This is a genomic window from Streptococcus sp. 3613, assembly GCF_013277375.1.
GTDB lineage: Bacteria > Bacillota > Bacilli > Lactobacillales > Streptococcaceae > Streptococcus > Streptococcus pseudopneumoniae.
In genome coordinates, this window is the sequence record NZ_VMMV01000039.1 from 13190 (window position 1) to 26509 (window position 13320).

Annotated in this window: 12 protein-coding genes; 1 reads left to right on the top strand and 11 read right to left on the bottom strand. The window is 39.3% G+C overall.

Features of this window, described 5'->3' with window-relative positions:
* Positions 1 to 89 precede the first annotated feature (89 nt).
* Positions 90 to 989, bottom strand: a complete 900-nt coding sequence (locus HT708_RS04825) for an SPFH domain-containing protein (protein ID WP_345889802.1) — start codon at positions 987 to 989, stop codon at positions 90 to 92.
* Between the two features lie 241 nt (positions 990 to 1230).
* Here HT708_RS04825 and HT708_RS04830 point away from each other — a divergent pair, with 241 nt between their 5' ends.
* The gene (locus HT708_RS04830; RefSeq protein WP_023937667.1) at positions 1231 to 2088 is read left to right on the top strand and encodes a 5'-nucleotidase, lipoprotein e(P4) family; all 858 of its coding nucleotides are present in this window, start codon (positions 1231 to 1233) and stop codon (positions 2086 to 2088) included.
* Positions 2089 to 3172: 1084 nt separating this feature from the next.
* Here HT708_RS04830 and HT708_RS04835 read toward each other — a convergent pair.
* From HT708_RS04835 to HT708_RS04880, 10 genes are all read right to left on the bottom strand, one after another.
* Positions 3173 to 4138 carry a DUF3644 domain-containing protein gene (locus HT708_RS04835; RefSeq protein ID WP_000793783.1) on the bottom strand — a complete coding sequence of 322 codons (966 nt, stop codon included), beginning with the start codon at positions 4136 to 4138 and terminating at the stop codon, positions 3173 to 3175.
* A 924-nt stretch (positions 4139 to 5062) separates the two neighbouring features.
* On the bottom strand, positions 5063 to 6568 hold the full coding sequence (adcA, locus tag HT708_RS04840; RefSeq protein WP_172926054.1) for a zinc ABC transporter substrate-binding lipoprotein AdcA: 1506 nt from the start codon (positions 6566 to 6568) through the stop codon (positions 5063 to 5065).
* Positions 6569 to 6577: 9 nt separating this feature from the next.
* Positions 6578 to 7384, bottom strand: coding sequence for a metal ABC transporter permease (locus HT708_RS04845; protein ID WP_000950038.1), 807 nt, complete (start codon positions 7382 to 7384; stop codon positions 6578 to 6580).
* The gene (locus tag HT708_RS04850) at positions 7377 to 8081 is read right to left on the bottom strand and encodes a metal ABC transporter ATP-binding protein (RefSeq protein ID WP_023934246.1); all 705 of its coding nucleotides are present in this window, start codon (positions 8079 to 8081) and stop codon (positions 7377 to 7379) included. Before HT708_RS04850 ends, HT708_RS04845 begins: the two co-directional genes overlap by 8 nt.
* Positions 8081 to 8521, bottom strand: a complete 441-nt coding sequence (gene adcR, locus HT708_RS04855; protein WP_023934248.1) for a zinc-dependent transcriptional regulator AdcR — start codon at positions 8519 to 8521, stop codon at positions 8081 to 8083. The genes HT708_RS04850 and adcR overlap by 1 nt, the downstream gene beginning before the upstream one ends.
* A 151-nt stretch (positions 8522 to 8672) precedes the next feature.
* On the bottom strand, positions 8673 to 9941 hold the full coding sequence (gene dltD, locus HT708_RS04860; RefSeq protein WP_138705895.1) for a D-alanyl-lipoteichoic acid biosynthesis protein DltD: 1269 nt from the start codon (positions 9939 to 9941) through the stop codon (positions 8673 to 8675).
* Complete coding sequence (dltC, locus tag HT708_RS04865) at positions 9934 to 10173, bottom strand: D-alanine--poly(phosphoribitol) ligase subunit DltC (protein WP_000351967.1); 240 nt, start codon at positions 10171 to 10173, stop codon at positions 9934 to 9936. Before dltC ends, dltD begins: the two co-directional genes overlap by 8 nt.
* Before the next feature lie 13 nt (positions 10174 to 10186).
* Positions 10187 to 11431, bottom strand: a complete 1245-nt coding sequence (gene dltB / locus HT708_RS04870) for a D-alanyl-lipoteichoic acid biosynthesis protein DltB (RefSeq protein WP_138705896.1) — start codon at positions 11429 to 11431, stop codon at positions 10187 to 10189.
* Positions 11428 to 12978, bottom strand: a complete 1551-nt coding sequence (gene dltA, locus HT708_RS04875; protein ID WP_172926055.1) for a D-alanine--poly(phosphoribitol) ligase subunit DltA — start codon at positions 12976 to 12978, stop codon at positions 11428 to 11430. Before dltA ends, dltB begins: the two co-directional genes overlap by 4 nt.
* A gap of 20 nt (positions 12979 to 12998) precedes the next feature.
* Positions 12999 to 13130, bottom strand: a complete 132-nt coding sequence (locus tag HT708_RS04880) for a teichoic acid D-Ala incorporation-associated protein DltX (protein ID WP_000813667.1) — start codon at positions 13128 to 13130, stop codon at positions 12999 to 13001.
* Between the last annotated feature and the right edge of the window lie 190 nt (positions 13131 to 13320).

Below are 13320 nucleotides of genomic sequence, written 5' to 3' on the forward strand. Positions count from 1 at the left end.
TTTCATTGAGTATAAATGTATATCAATATTTTTTGTTTTTCTTAATAAACGCAATGCAAAAAGAGCCTGTTGCCAAGCTCTTTAGTCTATTATTTCTTCTCAGCGCGAAGAGCTGACAAGATTTGTGTACGGATATCATCCACACCATTTGGAGTATTTGGTAAAAAGATAGTTTGATTTCCTTTAGAGGCAAAGGTGTTCAAGGTATCCAAATACTGGTTGGTCAATAGGATGGACATGATTTGTTCTTCTGTCATGCCAACATTGGCTTCCTTGAGTTCGGTGATAGACTCTGCTAAGCCATCCACAATTGCCTTACGTTGTTGGGCAATCCCCACACCATGAAGGCGGTCTTTTTCTGCTTCGGCTTCAGCTGCAGTGACAATTTTAATTTTATCGGCTTCTGCCAATTCTTGCGCTGCGACCCGTTTGCGTTGCGCCGCATTGATTTCATTCATGGATTGCTTAACTTCTGCATCTGGCTCCACCTTAGTAATCAAGGTTTTCACGATAATGTAGCCGTAAGTGGTCATTTCTTCTGCTACTTGGTGTTGAACTTCAAGGGCAATCTCATCTTTTTTCTCAAACAATTCGTCCAAGGTTAATTTGGGAACAGAAGAGCGAAGAGCATCTTCGATATAAGATTTAATCTGAGATTCTGGACGCATGAGTTTATAGTAGGCATCTGTCACGCTCTGCTCATTGACACGGTACTGAGTCGCTATATTCATCATCACGAACACATTGTCCTTGGTCTTGGTCTCAACCACAATATCACTTTGCAGCAAGCGCAACTGAATGCGTGCTGCAATCGAGTCAATCCCAAAAGGCAAGCGAATATGAATACCGCTGTTGGAAACCTTTTGGTATTTCCCAAAGCGTTCAATAATCGCCACCGACTGCTGACGAACCACATAAACTGTACTCAGTGTGACTATCACCAATAGGAGCACACAAACAATCAGAAAAATCATGAAAAATATTGCCATAATGGAACCTCCACAAGTATTTTTCTAGTATTATATCACATTTAAAGAAGGCTGTGCCGTTTTTACTGCGATTTTTCCTGAAATGTCAATAATTAGAGGTGAGACTGCATTTCAAGTTAGTAATCTCTTTTTTTCACTGCATTAACTTCTATAGAATCTTCATCCATAGTCAGAGAATGACTTGCCTTAACTTTTCTCTCGTGCTATACTATTTATGAAATTAATGAATAGGAGATATTTCATGAAATCAGCAAAAACTACTGTTACAATCCTTTCTGCACTTGCATCTGTCGTCTTATTATCTAGTTGTGCAACAAAGTCTACAGAAACACAGACAAGCAATAAGAGCTCATCTGATAATCAGATTACAATGACATATGACCAACTACGGTCAAGAGAAAATACTATGTCAACCCTTTGGTATCAAAAATCAGCTGAAACCAAAGCCTTGTATCTACAAGGTTATAATGTTGCCACAGATCGTCTAAAGGAATTACTGAAAACAGAATCAGACAAGCCTTATTCAATCATTTTGGACTTAGATGAAACAGTCTTAGATAATAGTCCTTATCAAGTTCAAAATATCAAAGACGGAACAGCATTCACACCTGAAAATTGGGATATTTGGGTTCAAAAAGCTGCAGCAAAAGCCGTCCCAGGAGCCAAGAAGTTTCTTCAATTTGCCAATCAAAACGGCATCCAAATTTACTATATTTCTGACCGCTCAGTTAATCAAATAGATGCTACGATTAAAAATCTAGAAAACGAAGGAATCCCTGTACAAGGGCGTGATCACCTCATGCTCTTAGAAAGTGGTGTAAAATCCAAAGAAGGGCGTCGCCAAGCAGTTCAAGAGAAAACTAATCTAGTATTACTATTTGGTGATAACCTCGTAGACTTTGCAGATTTTTCGAAGATTTCTGAATCTGACCGTGATAAACAACTTGAAGAATTGCAAAAAGAATTCGGTGAAAAATTCATCATCTTCCCAAATCCAATGTACGGATCATGGGAAACAGCTGTCTACGCTGGCAATAAATTGGATGCTAAAGGTCAAGTGGAAGAACGCCAAAAGGCTTTGCAAGGTTTTAATAAATAAAACAAATAAGCTGATTCTATATAAACTAAGGTTAACTTACAATCTTCAAAAAGTGGATAGGAAGGAACTCTGATAATCAGAAAACTTTCCTATCCACTTTTTTAATTGATATAACATCAAGCTTTTATACATCTGATACTATACGTTTTTCTGATTTTAAAGACTTTGTCGCCTAGACCCTATATTTCAAGCATTAAGTGACCTTGATGATATAAATTTATTGTGGTATACTATTTTTGTCATCGGTTACCGATTACGTTCCTATGGGTTCGTGAGAGGAGGTGAAACTAATGAGCCTTATCATAGAGCTCGCTCTTACTATTATAGCGGATGTTATAGCTGGAATTATCTTGTATTTCGTCTGCAGATGGCTAGATAGTAAGGAGTAGACCGAGTGACTAGCCTATAAACACCCGTTAAATCGCTAAGATACGTCAAAAAAGCCCTTAACTACGGCAATAGTTAGGGGCTTTGGTGTTCTAATGAACCTTATCAATTAACTACATTTTAGCATATAATCTACAATAGTTCAAGCATTAAGTGAGGTTGATGATCTAAATTTAGTGTGGTATAATACTTTTGTCATCGGTTACCGATTACGTTCCTATGGGTTCGTGAGAGGAGGTGAAACTAATGAGCCTTATACCAGAGCTTGCTCTTACTATTATAGCAGATGTTATAGCTGGAATTATCTTGTATTTCGTCTGCAAATGGCTAGATGGTAAGAAGTAGACCGAATGACTAGCCTATAAACACCCGTTAAATCGCTAAGATACGTCAAAAAAGCCCTTAACTATGGCAGTAGTTAGGGGCTTTGGTGTTCTAATGAACCTTATACACTAACTACATTCTAGCATATAAGCCCAAATATTTCAAGAGTTTTATTTATTATTTAAAGTTCCTTAGCTCTGAAAGGTATTTGATTTTTCATCAATTCATTTAAAAATACTATACAAATTTCTTTACATTTTCCATAAGTGTGATATAATGAACTCAATAAGATAACTTGTGAAGGATAAACGCTGGGTCCCAGAATGGGGTAGACTGAAAGGTTGAGCATTCCTATGTGCCTGGGGTTATCTTTTTATTTTGATTTTTTAAGGCTCTCTACAAAGTTTAGAGGGTCTTTTTCTATTTCTGTAATGATAAAGTCAACAAATTGCTGTGAATAGGTATAGTGCTCAGACTTACCTATTTTATGGCAATATGCAAATTTCTCGTCAGTTTTTATTGAATAGAAATCAATGATTAAGGTTAGAACATATTGATTGAAACCAGATTTATAATTTAATTTGATATTCTTCTTGTTTAATCGATCATTTACAACTGAGATGATATTCCCGTATGAATATTTGTGAGTCTCTGATGGATCTTTTAAATCTTTTACTATTGCTACTTGAGAGGGAGATTGATTTGCAATTGAGACAACGAAGTCAGCTTCAGACTTTTTCTTTGTGATGTATAGGTTTTGTTTTACACCGATTGCAAATTTATCTGAATTATACTCAGAAACAAGAACATCTATAGCATTTGCTTGCTGAATAAACTTTTCTGCAATTTCCGCTGGGTATTTTAGTCTGATTTGTTCATTTGTCAGAGGCTCATAACTTGCTGATATAGTTAGGAAATTTTGTGCAATGGTCTCAGTGATGTCTCTACCATGAAATCTCTGAAGTTCATTGACATAGTTAAGTACACACGCTTGAAATAGTGGAGCGTACTTTAGTTCGTAATCCTCTGTAATATAATGTGTGCTGATATTTCTAAGCTCAATAATACGCTCCAGATTTAGTCGAATTCGTGTACTATCATCGGAATAAATTTTCTTGATAACATTTTCAAGGCTGAGAGTTCTATCTGGATTATCCTTAAAATAGATTGATAGATTTCTATTTAGCATTTCAGACTTCAACATCAACTCCCAAGCATTACATATGAAAAAACTGAATCCTTCAATACGATATTTGATTGTAGGCTTGTTGTAAATTTCCAGCCCCATAATAAAGGCCTCAACACTTTTATCAACAAGTCGTTGACTTAAATTTTTCATATTTTTCTTCCCTCCAATCTAACTATTAAGCAATCTTTTTAATAAAAACAGTTGCTTTTTATTTTTTTCTTATTCATTTGTCAAATTTGCCGTTTTTTACAGTTTAGTTTATAAAGTCGGATTTCCCTTCCTCCATAATTTTCTTTTATAAAACATCAAGCCCTTAACTGACATCTGATTACTAAACAGGTAACTTACGAAAAATACGCAGACATATCAGAATTACAAGAGAATTTCTAATATCACTATATCGCTTCTTTTATTAAAGACTAACTTTTTTGTTAAAATGTTTATACTCAACAAAAATCAAAGAGCAAATTAGAAAACTAGGATTATATATTCCTGTAGAATATACCAAAACACCCCTTAACTATCGCACTAGTTAAGGGATTTGGTGTTCTAATGAACCTTGCCTATCGATTTTATTCTAACATACAGGTCCAGATATTTCAAGAGTTTTATTTATTATTTAAAGTTCCTTAGTTCTGAAAGGTATTTGATTTTTCATCAATTCATTTAAAAATACTATACAAATTTCTTACATTTTCCATAAGTGTGATATAATGGACTCAATAAGATAACTTGTGAAGGATAAACGCTGGGTCCCAGAATGGGGTAGACTGAAAGGTTGAGCATTCCTATGTGCTGGGGGGTATCTTTTTATTTTGATTTTTTAAGGCTCTCTACAAAGTTTAGAGGGTCTTTTTCTATTCCTGTAGAATATACCAAAACACCCCTTAACTATGGCAGTAGTTAGGGGCTTTGGTGTTCTAATGAACCTTATCCGATAAAATTATTCTAACATACAGATCCAGATATTTCAAGAGTTTTATTTATTTTTTAAAGTTCTGGAAAGGTCTATAATGAAGTTAGCCATCTAGTATCAAAAAACCAACTAGCTCCTATGAACTAGTCGGTTTCTAATCAATGTGCCAACATTTCTTGGGCGATTTCTTGACCAGATAGGTTATCTGGGTAGTAGGTTGGCCAGTTATCCATTTCTTCAAAGAGGGCTTCTTGGCTTGTGCCTCCAAAGAAGATATGGAAATGTTCTGCCTTAACTGGGGCGATATTGTGGTCACTAAACTGAACATACTTGAATTGTCCAGCGTCCGCATCTGTCGCTTCAAAGAGGAAGCGCACACCACGATTACCTTTCTTGTAAGTTAAGATTTTCTTACCAACATACTTATAAGTATATTTCTTGCTTTGTCCACCTTGAATAAATTCCATAGTGTTATCAGTAATGTTAATCTTAGTGACATCTGTCTGATAGCCTTTTGTATAGTAAGCCTTGTACTCAGCCTGGGTCATCTTACCAGTCAACTTAGCCTTGTAGTCAAAGACTTGGTCAAACGTGCCATCTTCAAGGAAAGGATAAACTGATTGCCAATTACCTGCATAGTCACTCAAGGTACGATCCTTGACATCGGCATCCTCAAAGTAACCATTTTGAACTGTCTTGGTATCCTCTGCTTTTTCAGGCTCGATTGCTGGACCTTCTTGGTCCGTTGTTTGTTTCAAAGCCTTGAGGTTTTTCTCCATGATAGAGATGTAATTTTCTCCCGCCTTGGTGTCCTCTTCTGTCAGACTTTCTAAAGGATTAAGGACATCTGTTTTGACACCTGCCTCTTTTGAAAGTGTGTTAGCAAGGGCTTGTGAGGCATTTTCTTCAAAGTAGATATAGGCGATTTTATTTTTCTTGACGTACTCTGTCAATTCTGCCAGACGTGCAGCTGATGGCTCTGCATCTGGTGAGAGACCTGAGATTGATACTTGCTTGAGACCGTAGTCCAAGGCAAGGTAGTTAAAAGCTGCGTGCTGAGTCACAAAGCTCTTTTGTTTGGCTTGAGACAAGCCTTCTGCATAAGCCTTATCCAATGTTTGCAATTTTTCGATATAGGCAGATGCGTTCTTTTCAAAGGTCTCTTTTTTATCAGGATAATCTGCCGATAAGCTGTCACGGATGTGCTCTACTAGTTTAATGGCACGAACTGGTGATAACCAAACATGGGGGTCAAACTCATGGTGATGGCCTTCTTCTCCATGGTCATGGTCTCCCTCTTCTTCCTCACCACCTGGCAAGAGCAACATATCGCCTGTCGCCTTGATGGTTTTCACTTTTTTCTTATCCAAAGTATCTAGCAATTTAGGAACCCAAGTTTCCATGTTTTCATTTTCATAAACGAAGGTATCTGCATCTTGGATTTTGGCAACTGCCTTGGCAGACGGTTCGTATTCATGGGGTTCTGTACCAGCACCGATGAGGAGTTCTACATTAGCAGTATCTCCTGCGACTTGCTTGGTAAATTCATAGACAGGGTAAAAGGTTGTCACGATATTGAGTTTGCCATCTGCCTGTTTTTGATTGGAACAAGCCACTAAAAACAAGGCACATAAACTGGCTAGCAATAAGCTAATTTTTTTCATCTTAGTCTCCTATTTGATAAAACGTCTTACTAAACTAATTAGTAAGAAAACAGTTACAAAAATAATGGTAATACTTGCACTTGCAGGTGTTTCTGCATAGTAGGAAATGTAAAGTCCTGCTACCATTCCCAAAAATCCAATAGCACTGGCTAACAGCATAACCGATTTAAAGTTTTTCCCCAGACGCAGGGCAATACTAGCTGGCAAGACCATGATAGTCGATACCAGAAGAGCTCCCGCAGCAGGAATCATAAGGGCAATGGCCACCCCTGTCACCATGTTAAAAAGAATGGACATGGTACGAACTGGCAAGCCATCCACAAAGGCCGTATCCTCATCAAAGGTCAGGATATACATCGGACGAAGGAAGAGGAAGGTCAAAATCAAGACAACCGCCGCAATGACAAAGAGGGAAATGACCTGCTCTTCACTGATAGTCACGATCGAACCAAAAAGGTACTGGTCCAAACTCATAGAACTGGAGCTTTTACCCTTGCTCATGACAATCAGAGAAACAGCCAGACCTGTTGACATGAGGATAGCTGTCCCGATTTCCATAAAGCTCTTGTAAACCGTACGGAGATACTCCAGAAAGACCGCCGCAATCAAGACAATGGCAATCGTAGAAACAGTCGGAGAAATCCCCAGAACCAGACCAAAAGCTACACCCGACAGCGAGACGTGGCTAAGAGTATCACTCATCAAACTCTGACGACGCAAGATAAGGAAGGTTCCAAGAACTGGCGAGAAAAGACTCATAGCAATAACCGCCAGAAAGGCGCGTTGCATAAAGTCATAAGATAATAAACTAAGCATGGCCCACCTCCTGGTCATTCTCATGAACGTTGAAACAACGCCATGGTGAGTCTTGGTTACGGACTAGATGGATATTGCGGTCCGCATAGTCCTTAACTTCTTCAGGGTCATGGGTAATCATCAAAACAGCCTTGCCATGATGATGGGCGCTGTGGTGCATGAGTTCGTAAAATTCATTTTTACTTCCTGCATCCATCCCCGTTGTCGGCTCATCTAGGATAAACACATCTGGATCCGAAGCAAACATGCGCGCAATCACCGCTCGCTGCTTTTGTCCCCCAGATAGAGAACCCAAGCGTTTGTCTCGATGTTCCCACATGCCAACTGAGTCCAGACTAGCCTTGATATGCTCCTCATCATGAGCATTCAAGCGACGGAACCAGCCTTTTCTCGGATAGCGACCCGACTTGACAAATTCATAAACCGTACTTGGAAAACCAGCATTAAAACTGGCAATCTGCTGGGGAAGATAGGCTATTCTCAATTTATTTCCCTGAGTATTTGTCTTTGAAATGGTCACCTTTCCAATGCGTGGCTGAAGAATTCCAAGACTGGCTTTGATCAGTGTCGTCTTAGCCGCCCCATTCTCCCCCGTCAAGGTAACAAATTCCCCACTATCAACACTATAATTGATATGTTCAAGAACGGGCTCCTTATCATAATAGAAGGATAAATCCTCTACCGTAATATATCTCATTATTTGATTTCTCCTACTAAAGCAGTCAAAAACCGCTGGATCACTTTTTGTTCATTTGGAGTAAACTGAGTCGCCACTTGTTCATAGGTTAAAAGTGTATGCTCATGGTGATGATGATGCTCCTCAGCGATTGGACGAGCCAAGTCAGTCAACTGATAAAAAACCACACGCGCATCCTTAGGATCTTTAGATGTTTCCAACATCCCTTCCTTGACCAAAGACTTAATGGCCTTGGTAACTGCCGCCTGACTGACATTGAGGCGACGTGCCAATTCTGAATTTGTTAAAGATTCCTCCGACAAGAGCATGAGGATATGCTCCTGGGTATTGGTCAGAGCTACCTCGCTAGTACAATGACCTATTAAAATTTCATGCTGATTTTCTGCCTGCAAAATCACCTCATTCAAAAAAGCATCAATATCCTTCGCTAGCTGTCTCATATCTGACTCCTTTCCTTTTGAACTTCTCTTTTTTAAGAGAAAAATACTATTCTGTTGAATTTTGTTTACCAGTTAATTATATCACAAGCAAAAAAAGAGTCAAGAAAAAACGTGAAAATAGGCTTCATTCTTGAACTCTTCTGTCATTCATCTACTGAAATTCCTTGACATCTCCATCATAAGTCGCCCAATCTTTGCTGAAAAAGCGCTCATTCAGATGGTAAGCCGGAGCTGGTGTGGGATTGGATAGGAAAGGATCAACTGCCTTGTCAAAAGCTAACCAACCCAACCAACCAAGGTGGATGGTATCCTTCATAAAGAAAGGATCCCCGCCATCCTTAGAAAAATCTGCTATATTGGTAAAACCTTGACTCTCTAACTGGTAGCGAATCTTCTGCACCGTTTGTTGGTACATATCCTCTCGTAGACCAGCATAATCCATCCATTTTTTATTAACAGGTGGAATGATAAAAATCGGGTTTACCTTGGATTTAGAAAACTGGGTTAAAACTAACTGCAGGTCATTATACTCTGGCGACTTGAGATAGGTGAAGTTTTTCTGAGAATCCTTTAATTTCTTCAAATCCTTCTTAATCTGCTTATTATAGAAATCATTCTCCATTCCCAGATCATTATTGGAAGTATTCTTTTCTGCATCTGATTTGACAACATCTTCTATTGCTTGATAAGAAAACTGGTCTGGCAAGGTCTTTAAATACTTAACTACATGCTTACCATAATTAACATAGCCTCTAACTGAAAACTGTCCAAAAAAGGAAGCCTGGCGTTCATTAAACCGAGCCAATAATTCAATCGTCTCATTGTCTGCCGTCGACAATTCTTCTTTGCTTGCCAACTTCTGAACCAAATCCTTCATAGCTACGTTGGGAAACTGCTGTAGTAAGCGAGTCGCCGCATATTGGCTAGCCTGATCTCCAGATTGATGTTCCAGAAAACTGGTCAACTGGTCTCCATTAAAATACTGCTGGAAGGCTGCTGGCTCATAGCCATTTTTACTGAACCACTGAGGTGAGATAACATACACAACTTGTTTATTCTCCAGTTGTGGCAACATCTGTTGCATTCCAAAATACTGGTTAAGCGATGCAGCTCCCCTCTGTCCTAAAAGATAAGGACGGTAGGAGCGATTGTATTTCTCAGCTAATACCGCAGGATGAGCACCGTCAAAACGAAGCCATTCACTAGAGCCAAAGAAGGGAACAAAACGTGTATTTGGATCAGATAGTGCTCTGACCTTTTGACTGCGCTCCTTAAAACTATCGATAGTAGTAGCCACTGCTGAACGCTTTTCAGCTCCTAGATTATGACGCATCTCAGTAGGATAAAAGAAAATGAGCAGAAAAACCAACAAACCAGCTATCAAGACCGGTCCGAAGATCATCCATAAGCGTTTAAGCATTTTGTAGCTCCACAATGCCAGCTATGATTTTATTAGCTGTATTCCAGTCGTCGCGACCAAACTCTGTTACAGGGACACGAATGTCAAAACGGTTCTCAATCTCCACAATCAATTCAACCGTTCCCATACTATCCAAGACACCTGCATCAAAAAGATCTTCATCCATCATGTCAGAAACATCTTCCATAAACAACTCATCAATAATTTCGATAACTTCTGATTTGATATCCATATTTTATTTCCTTTTATTTTTTAAACCATAAATCATTCAAGAATCCAGAAAAGATTAAGAATGACAGCATGACGACATGGAAGGTGCCAACCATGCCAAGCAACTGAATCCAGCGATTCTCAGGTAGAGCAGGCTTCCCTGCTTTTTTCCGTTCCTTATTGAGCGTTTTTTTCTTGCGAATCCAAGCGTCATTGATAACCAGTCCAATCCCATGAAAGAGTCCATAGGCGATATAGTACCAGGTCACACCGTGCCAAAATCCCATAATCAGCATATTTACAATATAGGCCACACTTGAGGTTACATTACGATTTTTAAAGACCTTCTTTCTGGTTAACACCATGACCATTCGCATAAAGACAAAGTCACGGAACCAGAAGGACAGACTCATATGCCAGCGATTCCAAAATTCCTTTAAATCCCTTGATAAAAAAGGTTTGTTAAAGTTGATAGGGCTACGAATTCCCATCAAATTTGAAATGGCTAAAGCAAACATAGAATAACCTGCAAAGTCAAAGAAGAGTTCCAGACCAAATGTATACATAACTGCCAAGGCATAGAGGTTAAAGAAGCCACCTGACTGCAAGGCTAGATTCTTCAAAGGAGGCAACAAGGTTTCTCCTAAAACATGAGCTAGGATAAACTTGTACAAAAAGCCCCACATGATATAGCGAACAGATTCATCCAGCATATCCATCAACTCATCCCGCTCAGGAATGGCCTGATAATTTTCATTAAATCGCTTAAAGCGATCGATTGGACCACTTGAAAAAGTCGGCATGAAGAGAAGGAAACGGAGGAATTCCCAGAGGGTAAAATCCTTAATCACTCCATCTCTCAGCTCGATGATAATCCCAACCGAACGAAAGGTCAGATAAGAAATTCCCAAAAATCCAAGCAAAGACTGCGTTCCATTGATAGCTGGTTGCACCTTGACAAAGATAATCGGAAGTAGGGACAGAAAACTAACTAAGTAGAAGACCCACTTGCCATCCTTGCTTTTTCGATAATGCTTGTAGAAAAGCAGGAGCAATATTTCCCAGCAAAGGTAAATACCCAAGGCAATCAACTGATTGGTCTTCCCACCTACCAACATGGTGACGATAAAGAAGAGGCTAACCAGCACTTCATACCAGGCAAAGCGTTTCTTGAAAAAGAGACCGATAAAGATGGGCAAGGTTGCAGCAATCACATAGACAAAATACTGAGGATTTCCGTATGGCTCTAAATGAGGAAGCTGTTGAAAGAACTCCATCATCTCTTATTCACCTCGTTAATCAATCCTTTGATGTCAATTTTTCCATTTGGAGTCAGTGGCAAACTGTCTCGATAAAGGAATTTAGACGGCATCATGTAGGACATCATAATATCTGTCAAGTCTTCCTTAATTGCCTTGGTAATATCGATATCACGCTCAAACTGCTCACGAACACCATCTTTTAAGATGACATAGGCCAATAGATTTTGCACCTTGTGGTCTTTATTATAACGTGGCACAGCTACAGCAGACTCAATATAGCGAGACTTATTAAGATTTTGAGAGACATCTTCTAGCTCAATGCGGTAACCGTTGAACTTAATCTGGAAGTCCATGCGTCCACCGTAGAGAAGCAAGCCCTCATCTGTCATGGTTCCCACATCACCTGTGTGATAGGCTGGCAGTCCTTCAAATTCAAAGAAGGCTTCCCCTGTTTTTTCAGGATTGTTCATATAACCTTTTGAAACAGCTGATCCAGAAACAATGATTTCTCCCTGTTGACCATTTGGCAATTTATTGCCGTCCTCGTCAATGATAAAGGTTGGAGAATCAGCCTTGGTATAGCCGATTGGTAGGCGTTTGAGAGTCGCCAACATCTCGTCTGTCACAGCAACAGCTGACAATGCTACTGTCGCTTCTGTTGGGCCGTAGGCATTGATAATACGGGCATTTGGGAATCGCTCACGCAGTTTTTGCGCTGTTTTGACCGTCAATTCTTCACCATCAAAGTAGAAATGCGTGATGCCAGGCATTTTCTCACTATTAAAGTCTTCTGATAACATGGCCATATCCGCAAAGGATGGTGTTGAAGTCCAGATAGCGATTGGCAATGAAAAGATAGCCGCAAAAAGTTGCTTAAAGTCCTGAGTAATGGCTGAAGGGAGGGCAAAAAGTGTACCACCCAGTGCCAAGGTCGGTGCCCAGTACATGACAGACAGATCAAAAGAATAAGGTGGCTGGGCCAGCATTTGCGGACGACTTGGCGTCGCAAATTCCTTATCTGTAATCATCCAGTTGGTAAAGCTGAGGAGGTTATCATGGGAAATCTGCACTCCCTTAGGCTTACCAGTCGTACCAGAAGTAAAGATAATGTAGTAGTTATCATCGCCCTTGACTGGATGCGTGATTTCATAGTTATTCCCTTGAGCAAAGGCCTCTTGAACCTGAGCTAGAGTCATCATTGGTGTAGAAACCTGCTTCAAGGGAAAGTCTGAGATGGCAATAATCAAGCTTGGCTCTGCTATTTCTAAAATAGCCGAAACTCGCTCCAAGGCCGAATGGCTATCAATTGGAATGTAGGCATGACCTGACTTAGTCAGCGCTACAAAGGTTGCCAACATTTCATATTCTTGGCCACCAAAAACAACCACAGGAGACTTCTCAGGCAAGCCTAGTTGGTCAATGACTGCAGCCAAACTATCCGAATCAGCCTTTAAATCGCCATAAGTGTGTTCCTGCCCCAAAACATTATAGACAGGATAGCTAGGCTGTGTCTGAGCAAAATGCTCAATGGTTTCAATCATATCTACTATTGGTTTATTTGACACAATAGGAATTCTCCTTCAAGTTAAAATTCATTATAGATAAAGCTTCCTTGACCCTGACCAAGATAGCTAAAGAAGTAAAGCAGCCCTAGAAAGATAAGAAAATACAAGGCTGTCCGACCAAGAAAAAGGTACAATTCTTTTCTCTGTTTCATCAAGAAAAACCATTCATTTCTGTAATTTTTCGCTAAAATAAGAGTGATTCTTACTATAGTATTTTTCTACTATTGTACCACTTTATAGACTAGTTTTTCAATTGTTTACCGTACATTTTCACTAGATTTCAGCTTATTTTAAGGATTATGCGCTTTTTCTATGTATATTTTATACTGGACTAAAATCAAA

Excerpts from the sequence above, each read along its gene's own strand:
- HT708_RS04845 (WP_000950038.1), bottom strand. The coding sequence starts at position 7,384 with ATGCTTAGTTTATTATCTTATGACTTTATGCAACGCGCCTTTCTGGCG.
- HT708_RS04825 (WP_345889802.1), bottom strand. The coding sequence starts at position 989 with ATGGCAATATTTTTCATGATTTTTCTGATTGTTTGTGTGCTCCTATTG.
- dltC (WP_000351967.1), bottom strand. The coding sequence starts at position 10,173 with ATGGATATCAAATCAGAAGTTATCGAAATTATTGATGAGTTGTTTATG.
- dltB (WP_138705896.1), bottom strand. The coding sequence starts at position 11,431 with ATGATGGAGTTCTTTCAACAGCTTCCTCATTTAGAGCCATACGGAAAT.
- HT708_RS04835 (WP_000793783.1), bottom strand. The coding sequence starts at position 4,138 with ATGAAAAATTTAAGTCAACGACTTGTTGATAAAAGTGTTGAGGCCTTT.
- adcR (WP_023934248.1), bottom strand. The coding sequence starts at position 8,521 with ATGAGACAGCTAGCGAAGGATATTGATGCTTTTTTGAATGAGGTGATT.
- HT708_RS04880 (WP_000813667.1), bottom strand. The coding sequence starts at position 13,130 with ATGAAACAGAGAAAAGAATTGTACCTTTTTCTTGGTCGGACAGCCTTG.
- adcA (WP_172926054.1), bottom strand. The coding sequence starts at position 6,568 with ATGAAAAAAATTAGCTTATTGCTAGCCAGTTTATGTGCCTTGTTTTTA.
- HT708_RS04830 (WP_023937667.1), top strand. The coding sequence starts at position 1,231 with ATGAAATCAGCAAAAACTACTGTTACAATCCTTTCTGCACTTGCATCT.
- HT708_RS04850 (WP_023934246.1), bottom strand. The coding sequence starts at position 8,081 with ATGAGATATATTACGGTAGAGGATTTATCCTTCTATTATGATAAGGAG.
- dltD (WP_138705895.1), bottom strand. The coding sequence starts at position 9,941 with ATGCTTAAACGCTTATGGATGATCTTCGGACCGGTCTTGATAGCTGGT.